Origin of the sequence: Dorea sp. AF36-15AT (genome assembly GCF_003477705.1) — a bacterium.
Classification (GTDB): Bacteria; Bacillota; Clostridia; order Lachnospirales; family Lachnospiraceae; genus Claveliimonas; species Claveliimonas ammoniilytica.
In genome coordinates, this window is record NZ_QUDV01000002.1 from 197,504 (window position 1) to 215,128 (window position 17,625).

General features: G+C 44.6%; 18 protein-coding genes and 1 tRNA gene. 15 read left to right on the plus strand and 4 right to left on the minus strand.

From position 1 onward, the window contains the following. Positions 1-21 precede the first annotated feature (21 nt). Positions 22-141, plus strand: coding sequence for a helix-turn-helix domain-containing protein (locus DWZ93_RS05105; protein ID WP_118452166.1), 120 nt, complete (start codon positions 22-24; stop codon positions 139-141). Positions 142-334: 193 nt separating this feature from the next. On the opposite strand, the gene DWZ93_RS05110 is transcribed toward DWZ93_RS05105, so the two are convergent. Both DWZ93_RS05110 and DWZ93_RS05115 read right to left on the minus strand, forming a co-directional pair. After that, entirely contained in the window at positions 335-601 is a 267-nt protein-coding gene (locus DWZ93_RS05110; RefSeq protein WP_118382651.1) for a tetratricopeptide repeat protein, read from the minus strand. A gap of 50 nt (positions 602-651) precedes the next feature. Beyond that, the gene (locus DWZ93_RS05115) at positions 652-1,512 is read right to left on the minus strand and encodes a class I SAM-dependent methyltransferase (RefSeq protein WP_118452167.1); all 861 of its coding nucleotides are present in this window, start codon (positions 1,510-1,512) and stop codon (positions 652-654) included. A 374-nt stretch (positions 1,513-1,886) separates the two neighbouring features. Here DWZ93_RS05115 and yedF point away from each other — a divergent pair, with 374 nt between their 5' ends. Genes yedF through DWZ93_RS05150 form a run of 7 tightly spaced genes read left to right on the plus strand, consistent with a single transcriptional unit; the run spans position 1,887 to position 9,250 of the window. Further along, positions 1,887-2,495: a sulfurtransferase-like selenium metabolism protein YedF gene (gene yedF / locus DWZ93_RS05120; protein ID WP_118452168.1), complete on the plus strand. Its 609-nt coding sequence runs from the start codon at positions 1,887-1,889 to the stop codon at positions 2,493-2,495. A gap of 34 nt (positions 2,496-2,529) precedes the next feature. After that, complete coding sequence (gene selD / locus DWZ93_RS05125) at positions 2,530-3,570, plus strand: selenide, water dikinase SelD (RefSeq protein ID WP_199665894.1); 1,041 nt, start codon at positions 2,530-2,532, stop codon at positions 3,568-3,570. 13 nt (positions 3,571-3,583) lie between these two features. Next, positions 3,584-4,990, plus strand: a complete 1,407-nt coding sequence (selA, locus tag DWZ93_RS05130; RefSeq protein ID WP_118452170.1) for an L-seryl-tRNA(Sec) selenium transferase — start codon at positions 3,584-3,586, stop codon at positions 4,988-4,990. 15 nt (positions 4,991-5,005) lie between these two features. Next, on the plus strand, positions 5,006-6,919 hold the full coding sequence (gene selB, locus DWZ93_RS05135) for a selenocysteine-specific translation elongation factor (RefSeq protein WP_118452171.1): 1,914 nt from the start codon (positions 5,006-5,008) through the stop codon (positions 6,917-6,919). Continuing rightward, positions 6,919-7,836 (plus strand): selenium metabolism-associated LysR family transcriptional regulator, encoded by a 918-nt coding sequence (locus DWZ93_RS05140; RefSeq protein ID WP_118452172.1) that lies wholly within the window; start codon positions 6,919-6,921, stop codon positions 7,834-7,836. The genes selB and DWZ93_RS05140 overlap by 1 nt, the downstream gene beginning before the upstream one ends. 23 nt (positions 7,837-7,859) lie before the next feature. Then, positions 7,860-9,002: an aminotransferase class V-fold PLP-dependent enzyme gene (locus DWZ93_RS05145; protein ID WP_118452250.1), complete on the plus strand. Its 1,143-nt coding sequence runs from the start codon at positions 7,860-7,862 to the stop codon at positions 9,000-9,002. Between the two features lie 11 nt (positions 9,003-9,013). Then, positions 9,014-9,250, plus strand: coding sequence for a DUF3343 domain-containing protein (locus tag DWZ93_RS05150; RefSeq protein WP_118382477.1), 237 nt, complete (start codon positions 9,014-9,016; stop codon positions 9,248-9,250). Between the two features lie 36 nt (positions 9,251-9,286). On the opposite strand, the gene DWZ93_RS05155 is transcribed toward DWZ93_RS05150, so the two are convergent. Together DWZ93_RS05155 and DWZ93_RS05160 are read right to left on the minus strand one after the other, a co-directional pair. Next, positions 9,287-9,874, minus strand: coding sequence for a TetR/AcrR family transcriptional regulator (locus tag DWZ93_RS05155; protein ID WP_118452173.1), 588 nt, complete (start codon positions 9,872-9,874; stop codon positions 9,287-9,289). Between the two features lie 135 nt (positions 9,875-10,009). Further along, positions 10,010-11,044, minus strand: coding sequence for a proline racemase family protein (locus DWZ93_RS05160; protein WP_118452174.1), 1,035 nt, complete (start codon positions 11,042-11,044; stop codon positions 10,010-10,012). A gap of 323 nt (positions 11,045-11,367) precedes the next feature. Between DWZ93_RS05160 and DWZ93_RS05165 the strand changes: the two genes are divergently transcribed. From DWZ93_RS05165 to DWZ93_RS05195, 7 genes are all read left to right on the plus strand, one after another. Further along, a tRNA-Sec gene (locus DWZ93_RS05165) sits at positions 11,368-11,465 on the plus strand. Between the two features lie 188 nt (positions 11,466-11,653). Beyond that, positions 11,654-13,066 (plus strand): proline reductase-associated electron transfer protein PrdC, encoded by a 1,413-nt coding sequence (locus tag DWZ93_RS05170; RefSeq protein ID WP_118452175.1) that lies wholly within the window; start codon positions 11,654-11,656, stop codon positions 13,064-13,066. Between the two features lie 115 nt (positions 13,067-13,181). Continuing rightward, complete coding sequence (gene prdA / locus DWZ93_RS05175) at positions 13,182-15,071, plus strand: D-proline reductase (dithiol) proprotein PrdA (protein ID WP_118452176.1); 1,890 nt, start codon at positions 13,182-13,184, stop codon at positions 15,069-15,071. Positions 15,072-15,087: 16 nt separating this feature from the next. After that, positions 15,088-15,384 (plus strand): CBO2463/CBO2479 domain-containing protein, encoded by a 297-nt coding sequence (locus DWZ93_RS05180; protein ID WP_118452177.1) that lies wholly within the window; start codon positions 15,088-15,090, stop codon positions 15,382-15,384. A 2-nt stretch (positions 15,385-15,386) separates the two neighbouring features. After that, a complete protein-coding gene (prdB, locus tag DWZ93_RS05185) occupies positions 15,387-16,112 on the plus strand; it encodes a D-proline reductase (dithiol) protein PrdB (protein WP_118452178.1) in 726 nt (241 codons plus the stop codon). A gap of 185 nt (positions 16,113-16,297) precedes the next feature. After that, positions 16,298-17,065 (plus strand): proline reductase cluster protein PrdD, encoded by a 768-nt coding sequence (gene prdD, locus DWZ93_RS05190; protein WP_118452179.1) that lies wholly within the window; start codon positions 16,298-16,300, stop codon positions 17,063-17,065. A gap of 14 nt (positions 17,066-17,079) precedes the next feature. Beyond that, complete coding sequence (locus DWZ93_RS05195) at positions 17,080-17,568, plus strand: glycine/sarcosine/betaine reductase component B subunit (RefSeq protein WP_118382486.1); 489 nt, start codon at positions 17,080-17,082, stop codon at positions 17,566-17,568. Positions 17,569-17,625: the final 57 nt, after the last annotated feature.

Below are 17,625 nucleotides of genomic sequence, written 5' to 3' on the forward strand. Positions count from 1 at the left end.
TAAGTTATAGGCGGTGAAAATATGAACTATAATTTTTCAGAAGATATAAAATCGATACGAGAGATATTAGGGCTTTCTCAAAAAGAATTAGCGGAAAAGCTTGGAGTAGAGCAGGTGACTGTTTCAAGAGTTATCAGATGAAAAAAGGAATTGGAAAGACAGTATAAAATATTTAGAAGAATAAGAGACAAAAAGAAATAATATGATTTATTAATGTGATAAGTGGAAGAAAAACAAATGTTAAGCCGTCAACTACTGTGAATAGTTGGCGGCTATTTCCGTTTACCCTTGAATATCTCATAACAGAGACCAACAAGGGCAACAATATGCGACGTTATCTGCCGCTTCGGGCAATTTCATAGACTTCCTGATACCAGACGTGAGCCATTTCGAGGTCGCGTTTGCATCCGCGGCCAAGGGAAAGCGCATCTGCGACGGAAGTCATAGCCTCGATATGCCGTAGCTGAGCGGCTTTGCTGTACCAGAAAAATGCTTTTTCATAATCTGGTGCGTCATCGAATTTCGCAAACTGATAGGCTCTGCCTAACTGATACATTGCATCTGTGTCGCCGGCTTCGGCGAGTTTTAATAATTCTTCCATAAGGCTCCCTCCTGATAATAATAAAAATTTATAAAACTACTTTGTGATATTTATTTTGCTTCCCAGCGTCCGGATGCGCCACAAGGAAGTACTAGACCGCTTTCTCTAACCGGAAGTCCGATCTCCTGGGATTCTACGGTACCGTTCCATGGAGCAAGTTCTGTGCTCAGCATGTAAGTCAGTACTGCCGGAGCAAGTCCCGTGGTGTACGAATTGATCAGGAAGAATAACGGATCATCGGATAATATCTTTGTGCAGAGCTTGATGAAAGAATGGATCGAATCTTCAATCTTCCAGATCTCGCCCTTAGGTCCGCGTCCGTAAGACGGCGGATCCATGATGATGGCATCGTAGTGATTGCCTCTGCGGATCTCGCGCTCTACAAACTTGACGCAGTCATCGACCAGCCAGCGGATCGGAGCGTCCTTAAGTCCGGAAGATACGGCATTTTCTTTTGCCCAGGTGACCATGCCTTTGGAAGCGTCCACGTGAGTAACCTTTGCTCCTGCAGCTGCTGCAGCCAGTGTAGCACCACCGGTATAAGCAAAAAGATTCAATACCTTGATCTCACGTCCGGCATTACGAATCTTCTCAGAGAACCAGTCCCAGTTGGTTGCCTGCTCCGGGAAGAGTCCGGTGTGTTTGAAATTAAACGGTTTTAGATTAAATGTCAGATCCTTGTACTGGATCGACCACTGTTCCGGAAGGTCGAAGAACTCCCATTCACCGCCGCCTTTCTTACTGCGGTGATAGTGACCGTTCATGTGCTTCCATCCACGGTTCTTCTTAGGAGTATCCCAGATGACCTGCGGATCTGGGCGGACTAACAGGTAATCACCCCAGCGTTCTAATTTTTCACCTTTGCTGCAATCTATTACTTCATAATCATTCCATTGATCTGCAATCCACATAATGTACCTCTTTCTTTATCGTTTCTATAATTCAAGAATGCCTCTGCAATCCTGCCGGAGGCTATATCAGCTGGGGGATTGACTCCCACCACTGATACCAGCTTGTTTCTCACTACCTATAGAGGTGGGAGTCATCTCCCAGCTGATATAATTGTACCATGCACATCCTCAAATGAAAAGCGGTAACTGTCTATAAAACAATTACTTATAGAAACAGTCTATAGCGGACAGACTATATAGAAGCCATCTATTTGAATAAAATAAAGAAAAGGAATATAATCAGATGTATAGAAAATATATTTACCTTTTATAGTTATAATGATAGAATATATCTATAAATGTAAAGGGATAGCTCAAGAAAGGTGGAAATTATCATGATTACAGTTAATGCAATGGGCGATAGCTGCCCGATCCCGGTTATTAAGACAAAGAAAGCTATGCAGGCTCTGACAGGACCGGAGACGATCGAAGTATTGGTGGACAATGAGATTGCAGTGCAGAATGTTACAAAGATGGCTTCTTCCGGCGGTGGAAAGGTTACATCTGAGAAGCTCGGCGAGAAAGAATACAAAGTAACAATCGCTATGGGAGGTGCAGTAGCTGCAGCAGATGATGCAGAAGAGACAGTGTGCATTCCGGATGCAAGAGATAACATGGTAGTAGTAGTGAGCTCTGATCGTATGGGAAGCGGTAATGATGAACTTGGTAAAGTTCTGATCAAGGGCTTCGTTTATGCGATTACACAGTTGGATAAGCTTCCTAAGACTATGCTGTTCTATAACGGTGGAGCAACTCTTACATGTGAAGGATCTGATTCTCTGGAAGATCTGAAATCACTGGAAGCACAGGGTGTGAACATTATGACATGTGGAACATGCCTGGATTATTACGGAATTAAGGAGAAACTTGCAGTAGGATCTGTGACTAATATGTACGTGATCGCAGAGACTATGGCAGGGGCTGATAAGATTATTCGCCCATAGTCGGCAGGGTTCCCCCAAAGGAGGATATTATAGAATGAAAACAGACGTTAAGCTGACAAGTCTCAGTAAGACAGCGGGTTGAGCAGCTAAGATAGGTCCGGAGACCCTTGCTCAGGTTCTGAGTAAGCTGCCAAAATTCCAGGATGATAATCTGCTGGTTGGAATAGAGACTTCTGATGACGCCGCTATTTATAAAGTAACAGACGACATTGCCATGATTCAGACAGTAGACTTCTTTACACCGATCGTGGATGATCCATATATGTTCGGACAGATCGCAGCAGCCAATTCGCTGAGTGATGTCTGGGCGATGGGTGGCGAACCTGCTGTGGCACTCAATATTGTAGGCTTTCCGAACTGCCTGGATCCGGCAATTCTGGGAGACATTCTTGCAGGAGGTGCAGATAAGGTAAAAGAAGCGGGAGCCGTACTTGTAGGTGGTCATTCCGTGCAGGATGACGAACCCAAATATGGTCTGTGCGTGTCCGGATTTGTACATCCGGATAAGATATTTAAGAACTACGGATGCAGGCCGGGAGATGTGTTGATCCTGACGAAACAGATCGGAAGCGGAATTGTGAATACCGCGATCAAAGCGGATTTTGCATCACCATCTGCGATACAGGAAGCACAGACAGTGATGGCTTCGCTGAATAAGATCGGCAAGCAGGTGGTAGAGCGTTATGATGTATCTGCCTGCACAGACATTACCGGATTTGGGCTGTTGGGGCATTGCGTAGAGATGGCATCTGCCAGTGAAGTAACCTTTGAACTGAAGGTGCGTGATATTGAGTATTTTGCAGATGCAATCGATTATGCCAAGATGGGGCTTGTGCCTGCCGGAGCTTATAAGAACCGCAGGTATTCCATTGACAAAGTAGAGGCAGGAAGTATAGAAGAACATTATCTGGATCTGCTTTACGATCCACAGACATCAGGTGGGCTGCTGATCAGCGTAGCACCGGAGTATCTGGAACAGATGCTGACGGATTTTGCACGCTCTGGCATTGATACTAAGGTGTCTGTGATCGGACGTGTGGCTGAGAAGAGTGACAAGTTAATCAGACTGTATTAGAGAGGCGGAAGTCATGAATAAAAATCTATTATACCGCAGTATTCCGAAGGTTGACGTTCTGTTAGAGAATCAGGCAATCCAGGAAATGATTGAAAGATACAGCCGTGATTCTGTGATGGAAGCGATTCGCGCAGAGATGGATAACCTGCGAGCGTTCATCGGCGGCTGTGATGAGGAAGATAAAGCACAGGAGCAGATTGCACTTCTGATATCTCATATCGGAGATGCTGTAGAGAAGATGCACACTCCTAATATGAAGAAAGTAATCAATGGCACGGGTACGATCCTGCACACCAATCTGGGACGTGCACCGATCAGCCGGGAACATATGAAGAAAGCATTTGACATTGTGACAGGCTATTCCAATTTGGAATACAACCTGGAAGAGGGACGACGCGGCGAGCGTTATTCACATTTTGAGAAATTACTGTGTAAGATTACAGGAGCAGAAGCAGCCATGGCTGTTAATAATAATGCATCTTCTGTGCTTTTGATCTTAAGTTCCCTTGCAAAAGGCGGTGAGGTCATCGTGTCCCGTGGCGAACTGATCGAGATTGGCGGTAAGTTTCGTATTCCGGATGTAATGACACAGAGTGGTGCGACGCTTGTGGAAGTGGGTACGACTAATAAGACGCATGTCAGTGATTATGAAGAGAATATCACAGAAGAAACAAAAGCATTGTTAAAAGTACATACCAGCAATTATAAGATCGTTGGATTTACTGAATCGGTAGGAATCGATGAACTGATGCCGATCGCGAAGGAGCATGGCATTCCGGTGATTGAAGATCTGGGGAGTGGTGTGCTGATCGATCTGTCCAAATACGGTCTGACGTATGAGCCGACTGTACAGGAGTCGGTGGCTAAAGGGGCAGATGTCGTGTGCTTCAGCGGCGATAAGCTCTTTGGCGGCCCGCAGGCAGGTATCATTGTCGGTAAGAAGAAATACATTGATATGATGAAGAGAAATCAGCTTACCCGTGCGCTGAGAATCGACAAATTCACAGCGGCTGCACTGGAACTGGTTCTTCAGGAATATCTGTCAGAGGAACAGGCAGTTCAGCATATTCCGGTGCTGCGTATGATCACAGAGCCACTGGACGAGGTGGCGCGCCGGGCAAGAAGTCTTGCGAGAACGATTCGTTCGACAGATATCCCGGCGAAGGTGGATGTGGTATCCTGCGAATCTCAGATCGGTGGCGGTTCACTCCCGATGGAGCGGATACCAAGTATGGCAGTAGCTATCCGCCCAAAGCATGAAAGCGTAGCGGCTTTGGAAGACCAGATGCGGCATCTGACCGTGCCGATGATTCCGAGAACGGTTAATGACACGATCATGCTGGATGTGCGGACAGTAGAGACAGAAGATTTCAAATTGATCGCAGCAGAACTGCAGGAACTGCTGGGGCAGGAGAAATAGGCTGGAGATATTAGAATGAAACATGTGATAATAGGTACGGCAGGGCATATCGATCATGGAAAGACTACTTTGATCAGAGCCCTGACCGGGCGCAATACAGACCGCTGGGAGGAAGAACAGAAGCGAGGGATCACCATAGACCTTGGCTTTACCTGGTTTGACCTCCCAAGTGGTGACCGTGCCGGAATTATTGATGTTCCGGGTCATGAAAAATTTATTAATAATATGGTAGCCGGAGTGGTGGGCATGGATCTGGTTATGCTGGTAATCGCAGCTGATGAAGGTGTGATGCCGCAGACCAGAGAGCATATGGATATCCTCGGGCTGCTTGGTATTCAGAAAAGTATCATTGTACTGAACAAATGTGATCTTGTAGATGAAGAGTGGCTGGAGCTTGTAGAAGAGGAAGTGCGTGAAGAACTGGAAGGCACGTTCCTTGAACATGCGCCGGTGATGAAAGTATCAGCGGCTACCGGTCAGGGACTGGATGCTTTGGTGCGGGAGATTGACCATATGATGCAGGATGAAGTGGAAGAAAAGGATATTACAACGATTCCGAGACTTCCTATTGACCGTGTATTTTCGTTATCCGGATTTGGTACGATTATTACCGGAACACTGCTTTCCGGTACGATCACAAAAGAAGATACGGTAGAAATCTATCCGATTGGTAAGACCAGCAAGATACGGAGTATTCAGGTGCATGGAGAGGATCAGGAATGCTGTTATGCGGGACAGCGTGTGGCTATTAATCTGTCCAATGTCAAGAAGCGTGAGTTAGCCCGCGGGTGTGTACTTGCACCGCCAAACAGTATGAAAAATACAGATCTGCTGGATGTGAAAGTGAATATTCTGAAGTCATCCATGCGTGTGCTGACCAATCATACCAGATTGCATTTGTTTACCGGAACCAGTGAAATTCTGTGCCGTGCTGTGCTTCTGGATAAAGAAGAAATCGGACCGGGTGAGAGTGGCTATGTACAGCTCAGGCTGGAAGAAGAGATTGCACTTCGCAGAGGAGATAAGTTCGTGCTCCGTTTCTATTCGCCGATGGAGACTATCGGCGGAGGTGTGGTGTTGGAGCCGAATCCGGTGATCCACAGACGATTCCAGGAACCGGTGATTGAAGATTTGAAGCGCAAAGAATCCGGTTCATCCATTGATGTCATCGAATTGCGGATTCGTGAACACGGAGAAGAGCTGTTGACACAGGCAGAGGTGGCAAGGCTTACCGCTATGTCCCCGGAAGAGGTGGCTGAGGATGTACAGACGTTAAAGGATTCTGGCGTGATTCTTACATTTGCTACAAGAAAGGATCTCTATCTGTGGCATGTGGGATCTGAGAAGTTAATGCGTCAGAAGATTCTTGAAGCATTGAAACAGTATGAAGAGAAATATCCATACCGCTATGGTATGAAAAAAGCAGAAGTGCAGGTAACCTATCTGAAGAAGATGAAGCCGGTGGTATTTGACCACTATGTTGAATATCTGGAGCAGGAAGGTGCCTTAAAGCGCATGGAAGAATACCTGTGCACGGCAGAGTACGAAGTGAGAAAAGATGCGGTGTATGACCGTGTGTCTGCGAAGATTCTGGATACCGTGCGGAAAGCGGGTTATGATTTTGTACGTTATTCTGACATTGCCTTTGGTGAAAAAGATAAGGCTGTGGCAGATGATATATTAAATATTCTCCTGGAAGAGAAGTGGATCGTAAAAGTTTCCGATGACCTTTATACCCTGACCGAATATATGGAAAAAGCGAAGACGATGATCCAGGAAGAGTTTAAGAAACGCGAGGTTATTACGACAGCGGAAGTGAGAGATCTGTTCCAGACCAGTCGGAAGAGTGCGAAGCCGATCATTGAGTATATGGATAGCATTAAGGTGACAAAGCGTGTCGGAGCAGAAAGTGAAAGGGTAGCATACTAATGAATTTAAAGCAGCTAGAAGCATTTGTAGAGGTGGCAGAGGGCGGCAGCTTCTCCAAAGCGGCAAAGAATCTGTACCTGACACAGCCGACGATCAGTGCGCATATCTCTGCGCTTGAGAAAGAACTGGAAGTGCGGTTGTTTGTCAGAAATACAAAAGAAGTCAGTCTGTCGGCAGAAGGTCAGACGCTGTACCGTTATGCCAGTCAGATGGTAGATCTGGAGAAACGGATTGAGGAAGAATTTGGAGAACGCAGGAAAATGGGGCGCCAGTGTATTACCATTGCGGCATCTACAATCCCATCCCAGTATCTGCTTCCGAAGATTCTTGCCAGATTTAACGAAAAATATCCGGGAGAGCAGCTTAAGATCATGGAATCTGACAGTGCAAATGTGGTTAATCAGGTGGTCGAGCATATGGTGGATATTGGATTTACCGGAACTGTGCTCGAAAAGAAGCACTGCAAATATTTTCCATTCTATAAAGACGAACTGGTGATCATCACGCCGAACACAGAAGTGTATCGGAAACGTGCTGAGACGCCGGATGATATTTCGTGGATTCTTGACGAACCGGTTATTATGCGTGAAGAAGGTTCTGGAACCAGAAAAGAAGCGGAGAAGCAGCTGAAGGCAGCAGGCATCCGCGGTGAGCAGTTAAATGTGATTGCCAGCATTGAGAACCAGGAGACGATTAAGAAATCTGTCTGCAGCGGTATGGGTGTGTCGTTGTTGTCGAAGCTTGCAGCAGCGGACAAAATAGCGGATGGAAATGTCCTTGCGTTCCATATACCGGGAGCAGATGATGGAAGAGATATCAACGTGGTTTATAATAAGAATCATCAGTTATCTTTATCCGCAGAACATTTTTTGAAAATTGTACAGGAAGTGTATCCGTATGAGAAACATAAGAAATAATATGGATAGAAATGGGTGGTATTATGATATATATGGATAATGCGGCAACTACCATGCAGAAGCCAAAAGAGGTCGTTCAGGCAGTGGCGGCTGCAATGGAATCTATGGGGAATGCCGGGCGCGGTGCTCATGGTGCATCGCTTAGTGCGTCAAGAACAGTCTATGACACCAGAGAGCTGTTGTGCCGTTTTTTTAATGGCACCAGTCCCAGACAGATTGTATTTACAGCAAATTCCACGGAAAGCCTGAATATTGCCATCAAAGGTGTGCTGAATCCGGGAGACCATGTGGTTACAACGGTTATGGAGCATAATTCTGTCCTACGTCCATTATATGAGATGGAGAAAAAAGGTGTAGAGCTTACATTTGTAAAAACAGACGAGAGAGGCGTGATGGATCTTGCGGATCTGGAAGCAGCGATCAGACCGGATACAAAGGCAATCGTATGCACTAATGGCTCCAATCTGACTGGTAATTATGTGGATGTGGAAGCGGTGGGCGCTGTCGCAGCGAAGTATAACGTGCTGTTTATCGTAGATGCATCTCAGACGGCAGGAGTATTTCCGATTGATGTGCAGAAAATGCATATTGATATTCTGTGTTTTACAGGGCATAAGAGTCTGTTGGGACCGCAGGGAACCGGCGGTATGTATGTAAGAGAAGGACTGGAAGTACGCCCGCTCTTAAGCGGCGGAAGCGGAGTGCAGACCTATAGCAAAACACATCCGAAGGAAATGCCGACGGCGCTGGAAGCAGGAACCCTGAACGGTCATGGAATCGCAGGACTTCATGCGGCAGTAGAATATCTGATGGCAGAGGGCATTGATAAGATCCGCACCAGAGAGCAGGAATTGATGTGGAGATTCTATGAAGGCGTAAAGGATATTCCGAATGTAAAGGTATACGGAGATTTCACTACGAAGAACCGTTGCCCGATTGTTACATTGAATATTGGAGAGTATGATTCCTCAGAAGTGGGAGATGCCCTGCTGATGGATTATGATATATCGATCCGCCCGGGAGCACACTGTGCACCACTCATGCATGAAGCACTCGGAACGGTCGGACAGGGAGCTGTGCGATTCAGTTTTTCTCATTACAATACAGAAGAAGAAGTGGACACAGCTATTCGTGCAATTCAGGAATTGTCTGTGGATGAAGAATAAGGAGAAGAGACATGCGCAAAAAAGAATTAAAGCTGGTTGTGACATTTCACACGACCACAGATGCGATGGCTATGGAGAAAGCCTGTAAAGAAGCAGGAGCTCCTGGCAGACTGATCCCTGTACCGCGAGAGATTTCGGCTGGCTGCGGTTTATCATGGTGTGCAGGAATAGAGGATCGTGACACGATTCGGAAGGTGATAGAAAGCATCGGTGTGCAGGAACAGGAAATGCATGAATTAATGGTATAAAAATGGTTCGAGATCAGATGGTCTCGAACCATTTTTTTATAATCCATTTACAAATGCATCCAGTACATGTGGCAACAGGGTATCACTCTTTTCTGTCAGAGAGAATTTCCCTTTTACGAGTGACCAGTCATATAGCAGTGCGCGCTCGAACATGGCATAGATATCCATCAGATCTTTAGCAGAGGAAGTTGGTGCAAATTCACCAGAGTCCAGTGCATTCTGCATGATCTCGCTAAGCCATACATAATAAAAACGCTTGTGATCGGACAAGGAACGTTTGTCTTTAGTGACCAACTGGGCTGAATACAGATAAGCAACCAGGCTGACGTCAATACTGGTTTCGATCATATAAAATAATTCATGATTTAAGAATAATAATTTGTCGTAGGACGATAAGTTGGGGTCTACTACATTATATAATTCTTCATATTTTTCGTCAAACAGATAAGACAATGTATTCAAAAGCCCCTCTTTACTCTTGAAATAATGATAAAAGGTGCCTTTTGATGTCTTGGATGCTGTGATGATGTCTTCTACTGTGGTGTCGTCATATCCGTTTTTGTAAAACAGATTCCATGCAGACTTAACGATACGGCTTTTGGTGGATTGTCGTTTCCGCGGCATATGATCATTCCCCTTCTGTTATGGTATAACGTGTGGAGAGATAACCGATAGATGGAACGGGTTTATATCTTCCAAAAAAGGCGAGTTCTATTAAGAACCCGCCTTCGGTTGCTCTCCAAGTGATTATATCACATATTAACCAATTAAGAAACCATATTTTAACTTGTCTTCCGGATCGATCAGGTATGTACCAACACCTGTCAGGTTAGCTGTACCTGTAATCATAGGAATGACTGCATCGTAATCACCGATCTTGGTTTCTTCTTTAATAACACCCTTGAAAGTGGTTCCGATGAAGCTTTCGTAGATAAATTCTTCGCCAATACCGATCTCACCCCACTTGTGCAGAGTAGCAAGCTTAGCACTTGTACCTGTTCCACATGGTGAACGGTCAGCCTGAGCATCTCCGAATACTACGACATTTCTCATGGTAGCATGATCCGGATTAGGAGTTGGTCCGTAGAACTCTACAAGGTCAACTTCTGTGATGTCCAGTGTCGGATGCTGAATTTCAACCTGCTCGTTGATCAGGTCGCGCATCTTCATGCCAAGAGAAATGTACTCCGGTACTGTCTTAGCATCGATAGGTCCAATGTCAAGCTTAGTGGTGTCTACCAGTGCGAAGAAACTTCCGCCGAATGAGATAGTATAAGGAATCTCTTTTCCGTCAACATTAACAGTAAGGTTATCCTTATATACAAATGCAGGTACGTTAGTAAGTGTAACACCAGTTACCTTTCCGTTCTTAACTTCTGCAGTTGTACGAATGAGGCCGGCAGGTGCCTCCAGAACTACGCTGTTCTCTCCTTCGTGAGATTCAACGAGTCCGGCCTCGATTGCTACAGTAACAGCTCCGATGGTGCAGTGTCCGCACATGTTCAGGTATCCGCCTGTATCCATGAAAATAACACCAAGATCAGCCTCTTTATCGATTGGCTCGCAGAGAAAAGCTCCGAACATATCATGATGTCCTCTAGGCTCTAACATAAGAGCTGTACGAACATGATCATAATTCTTTTCCATCCAATCTTTCTTCTCGATCATTGTGTTGCCTTCTGGTTCAGGGAATCCTCCGATGACCATACGACAGAACTCGCCAACTGTGTGTGCATCTACTACCTGAAGTGCAGCCTCAAATCGGTCAAAGTTCACATTTGCTTTCAATTCCATAGCATTACCCTCCTTTAAAGTCATAATTTATAGATAAATTCTATAAATAGCATAAGTGAAAAAATAACAAGTATTGATAAAATCTATGATAATGTATTTGTAAAAAAACAATTTAATACGGTAAAATGATGAAATATTAACAAATAGACCGTATTCTATAACCCGGTCTAGTCTACTGTCTAGTACCGGGTTCAATCTTTCTATACTCATTATGGCTGAAATGCCTTGAAAAGTCAATGCTTTTTTGATATTATAAAAATGTAAAAAAGCTATTGAAATAAGGCTTTTTATGTGTTATCTTAAGTAGGCATGATATGTAATACGGGGGTAGATGGGCAACTGGTGTGCCTCCTGGTCTTCAAAACCAGTGTTGGGCGTTAGGAGCGTCCTGGGTGGGTTCGATTCCCACATGCCTCCGCCAAAAGAAAGGTATTGAAACCTATAGAAAAAGATAGTCTTTTGACAAACATGATAAAAGTTCGACAAACTAAATTGTCTATAGATTTTACCTATAGATACAATCAGATAAGTTGGACGGGATAGGTTCAAAGTATTTCGTCTTTACTTAATATAATAACAATCAAAGTATGAGAAAAGGAGATGTGTGTCATGGAAAAAGTACAGTTATTATTACGTCAGCACGTAGGTGCACCTTGTGCCCCATGCGTAGCTGTAGGTGATAAGGTAAAAAAAGGTACATTGATTGCCACACCAACAGGCTTGGGAGCTAATATCTTCTCAAGTGTTTACGGTGAAGTATCTGAGATCCTTGAAGACCGTATCGTTATCAAGGCAGATGCAGAACAGCCAGATGAGTTCGTACCGATTGATGTGCCGGAAGATGCATCAAAGCTTGATATGATCAAAGCAGCTGGTATTGTAGGTATGGGTGGAGCTGGATTCCCGACAGGAATTAAGCTGAATATCGACTTATCCGCAACAGAGCAGGGTGAGTTCAGAGAGGATATCAACCCAGAGCTTCCAAAAGACTTCAAACTGGAGCACAGCTACATTCTGATTAACGACTCTGAGTGTGAGCCGGGTCTTGCTCATAATATTAAGCAGACCATCGAGCAGACAGACAAGGTTATCCGTGGAGTAAAATACTGCATGGAGATTACAAAAGCAGATAAAGCAATCTTTGCTATTAAGAAGAAGAATAGAGAAGCAGTTCTTAAGCTTCTGGATGCTTTGAAGGATGAGGAGAACATTTCTGTTCACCTGCTTCCGGATATCTACCCAATGGGTGAAGAACGTGCAGTAGTTCGTGAGTGTCTGGGCGTTAACCTTGATACCACACAGCTTCCGTCAGCAGCGAGATCAGTTGTAATCAACCTCGAGACAGTTGCTAAGATCGCTGAAGCAATCGAAGAGAAGAAACCATGTATTTCTAAGAATGTTACAGTTCGTGGTAATATCAAGGGCGGCAACGCAGCTCATGTATTCATGGACGTTCCGGTTGGTATCTCTGTAGGAGAGCTGATCGAGATGGCAGGCGGACTTGATAAAGATGATTCAGTTGGTGAGATCATCATGGGTGGTGCGTTCACAGGACGTGCAGCAGAGCTTGATGAGCCTACAACTAAGACAACAGGTGCAATTCTTACAACATATAGAATGCCTGACCTTACAGATAAGAAAGTTGGTCTTCTTGTCTGTGCATGCGGCGGTAATGAAGCTCGTATGCGTACAATCGCTGAGAAGATGCATGGAGAAGTTGTTTCTGTATGCAGATGTAAACAGGCGATCGAGAACAAGCCGGGTGCACCACTGAAGTGTCTGCGTCCAGGTAACTGCCCGGGACAGGTTAAGAACAACATGCAGTTCAAGAAAGATGGATGTGAATACATCATCATTGGTAACTGTTCAGACTGTTCTAACACGGTTATGGCTTCTGCACCACAGATGGGACTTAAAGTATTCCATCAGACAGACCATGTAATGAGAGCAATTGGTCATACACAGTATCGTCAGCTTACAGTATCTAAGCATGTTGACCAGGATATCAATGTAGAAGACTAATTGTCAGTATTAGCGGTATAATTCGCATAGGGAGGCGAACTACCCCGATATTCTAATCCCGAAGCGATTATATATAATATGGAGAAATCTATAAATAAACAAGGAGGTAAATGTTATGTCAATCACAGCTGAAACAGCGAAACAGCACGCAAATGATCCTGCAGTGTTATGCTGTAGAGCAGAAGCTGGAGTCATTATTGAACCAGCTAATCTTGAAGATCCGGCGATTTTCGATGAATTGGTAGATTCAGGATTACTTAATCTTGATGGATGCCTGAAGATCGGTCAGGTTCTGGGCGCTAAACTTACAAAGACAAGCGATTCTCTGAGCCCACTTACAGCAGATAATATGGAGGGTTACAAAGACTCTGTAGAAGAGGAAGCAGCACCGGTAGAGGAAGCAGCAGCTCCAGTAGAGGAAGCAGCAGCACCGGTAGCAGCAGCTCCAGTTGCAACAACAGCAAAAGTTGCAGGCGGAGTTCTGAAAATCCACATTGGAGAAGGAAAAGACATTGATCTTTCAATTCCGGTTGGTGCGCTTGGCGAAGGCGGTTCTGAAGTAGTAGAGGTTGCTCCGGCAGCAACAGCAACAGCAGCGGCTCCAGTTGCAGCTCCTACAGCAGAGACATTAGCAACAGAAGGAAAGGTTATCAGAAGCCTTACTAGAAAACATTTTGCAATCACAGAGGTTAAGAGAGGACCTGAGACAAAGATCGAGGGAACAGTTCTTACAATCCGTGAAGGTATTGAAGCAGACGTAATTGCTGATTCTGATCTTGTTAAAGATTTCCATCTTGAAGTCGTTACACCAGCTCAGTATCACACATATTCAGAGACTATCATGGATGTTCAGCCAATCGCTACAAAAGAAGGCGATGCTAAGATCGGTCAGGGCGTTACAAGAGTAATCGATGGCGCTATCATGATGCTTTCTGGAACTGATGAAGGTGGAGTTCAGATTGGTGAGTTCGGTTCTTCAGAAGGATATATGGACGAAAACATTATGTGGGGACGTCCGGGATGCCCAGATAAGGGTGAAATCTTCATCAAAGGTAATATCGTGGTTCAGGCTAAGACTAACATGGAGCGTCGTGGACCTATGGCTGCACATACAGCATTTGATATCGTTACACAGGAAATCCGTGAAGCTCTGAAGAAGCTTGAAGAGGATCTTGTAGTAGATACAGAAGAATTTACACAGGTTCGTCATCCAGGCCAGAAGAAAGTAGTTATTTGTAAAGAGATCATGGGACAGGGCGCTATGCATGATAACTTTATCCTGCCAGTAGAGCCATGTGGAATTCTCGGAGCAAGAGCTAACGTTGACCTTGGTAACCTGCCAGTATGTATGAGCCCATTGGAAGTTCTTGATGGATGTATCCATGCTCTTACATGTATCGGACCTGCATCTAAAGAGATGACAAGACATTACTGGAGAGAACCACTCGTACTTGAGGCACTGGCTGATCCGGAAATCGACCTTTGTGGTGTAATCTTTGTTGGATCTCCGCAGATCAATGCTGAGAAGTTCTATGTATCTGAAAGACTTGGTCAGACAGTAGAAATGATGGACGTTGACGGAGCATTCGTTACAACAGAAGGATTTGGAAATAACCATATCGACTTTGCTAGCCACCATGAGCAGATTGGTATGAGAGGAGTTCCGGTAGTAGGACTTTCATACTGTGCAGTTCAGGGAGCACTTGTAGTTGGTAACAAGTACATGACAGCAATGGTTGATAACAACAAATCAGAAGCTGGTATCGAGAATGAGGTTCTTGGTAACAATACTCTTTGCCACGAAGATGCAGTTCGTGCTCTTGAGATGCTCAAGACTCAGATGGCAGGCGAGGCAATCAAACCGGCTGAAAAGAAATGGAATCCGAACGTAAAAGCTTCTAACCTTGAGGCAATTGAAGAGGCTATTGGAACTAAAGTGGATGTTGTAGAAAACGAGCAGGCACTTCCGCTTAGCCAGAAACGTATCGACAAAGGATATAACTAAGAAAAAGGTGTTTTAAATGAATGACGAACGTTTGAAATATGGTGACAGAATCATATATATGGAAGGAATCTGCGTGGATGTTGATGATTGCAGCATCAGTGTAGATTTGAAAGGGCGACTGGGCTATTTTAAGGCTCCTAAGAGAATGTTTGTCTGCGATACTGAACCGAAGATCGGTCAGGAATTCGGATGGCATATGAGTTTTCCAGAGCAGCTTGGCGCTGAAATCCATGAAAAGTACGTCAGCAATTTAGAAAAAGAGCGTCGTAAACAAGCAGAAATGAGCGCTCGCTTGAAGAAAGAGGAGGAATAAAAATGAGTTTAACGGTTGTTAAAGGATTACAATCAGAAATCTTCGTTCCAATTACTCCACCGATGGTATGGACACCAGTAGAGAAAGAATTGAAAGATATGACAGTTGCGCTTGCTACAGCAGCAGGTGTACATCAGATTGATCAGGAAAGATTCAACCTTGCAGGTGACTTCACATGGAGAAAGATCGATGATAAGTGCCCATCAGACAAATTGATGGTATCCCATGGTGGATATGATAACAGTGATGTTAACAAAGACATTAACTGTATGTTCCCGATTGACAGACTTCATGAATTAGCAGCAGAAGGATTTATCAAAGCTACAGCTCCTTACCATGCTGGATTCATGGGTGGCGGCGGAAACCAGGAGAAGTTCAAACACGAGACTGGTCCGGCAGTAGCAGCAATGCTTAAAGAGGAAGGCGTAGATGCAGCAATCCTCACAGCTGGATGAGGTACCTGCCACCGCTCTGCAGTATTGGTGCAGAGAGCGATTGAAGAGGCTGGAATTCCTACAGTAATTATTGCAGCCCTTCCACCAGTTGTACGTCAGACTGGTACACCACGTGCCGTTGCTCCATTGGTTCCGATGGGTGCTAATGCAGGTGGTCCACACAATGTGGAACAGCAGACAGCTATCGTTAAAGCTACTCTTCAGCAGCTGGAAGAGATCCAGACACCTGGAAAGATCGTACCGCTGCCATTCGAGTATGTTGCTAAGATCTAATAGTTAGTCGTTAGATTGAAAGGGAAATGGCTTAGCCATTTCCCTTTCTTATTACCTGATTTAATTGTAAGAAAAGTAAGAACAAATATCTGAAATGATTGAAATAATTTGGGATTATGGTAAAATATAATTAGATAATTTGGAGATTAGAATCTGAAATATGAGTCAGAAGGAGGAGCTCTATTATGGCAGTTGAAGAGAAAAAACTACGCCGGCTCACAATTAAGGCGTATCATATGGATACAGTTGTGATGGGGGATCGCAACGATATTACGACAGGCGGTAAGATGACCGTGTGTAAAGACATCATTCCGGATTTGCTGAAGGATGCGAAGTATATTAAAGATATTGATATTCAGGTGATCCAGCCGGGTGAACATGACCGGTGGACGAATACGATCATGGATATCATCCCGATTTCGACAAAGGTACTTGGAGTGCTTGGAGAGGGTATCACGCATACGATTACGGGTGTATATGTGATGCTGACCGGAGTGGATGTGAATGGAAAGCAGTGCCATGAATTTGGCTCCTCTGAAGGTAATCTGAAGGATCAGCTGGTACTTAACCGGGCAGGTACACCTGGGGATAATGATGTAATTATTTCTTTTGATGTAACACTTGCGGCGGGCATGGGACAGGAGAGACCTGGCCCGACGGAAGCACATCTGTTGTGTGATAAGTTTATTGATATTTTTAGAGCAAAATTGAAGAATTTTAATGGCAATCAGTGTACAGAAAAGCATGTCTACAACGATGTGGTGCGTCCGGGCGGTAAGCGTGTGTTGATTATTAAGCAGGTAGCCGGACAGGGTGCGATGTATGATACTCATATGTTCCCGAAAGAGCCATCGAGTTCAGAGGGAACCAAGTCGATTATTGATATGGAGAATATGCCGGTGATGATCACACCGAATGAATACAGAGACGGAATCATCCGCTCTATGCAATAAGGAGGAAGAGAATTATGGGAATTGGACCATCGACCAAAGAGACTACATTACATCATTTTAGAGATCCTTTGTTGGAAGTGGTATCAGAGGATACAGACCTTGATCTTCTTGGAATCCTTCTTGTAGGAACACCGGATGGTAATGAAGAGAAGATGTTCGTAGGAACAAGAGCTGCTGTTATGGCAGAATGTATGAGAGCAGACGGAGTTATTATTTCCTGCGATGGCTGGGGCAACAGTCATGTTGACTATACGAACACTGTAGAGCAGATCGGTAAAAGGGGTATTCCGGTAACGGGAATTACATTTAACGGTACGGTTGCTCAGTTCGTAGTTGTTAATGACTATCTGGATGCGATTATCGATATTAATAAGAGCGCGGACGGAACAGAGACGGATGTTGTGGGCGAGAATAACATGACCAGGTTAGACTGCCTGAAAGCAAAGGCTCTGTTGAAGCTCAAGATGCAGAAGAAAGAACGCGAAGAAAAAGCAATTAAATAAAGATATACATACAAAGGGAAATGCATTTCCTGAAAGTGGAAATGTATTTCCCCTTTT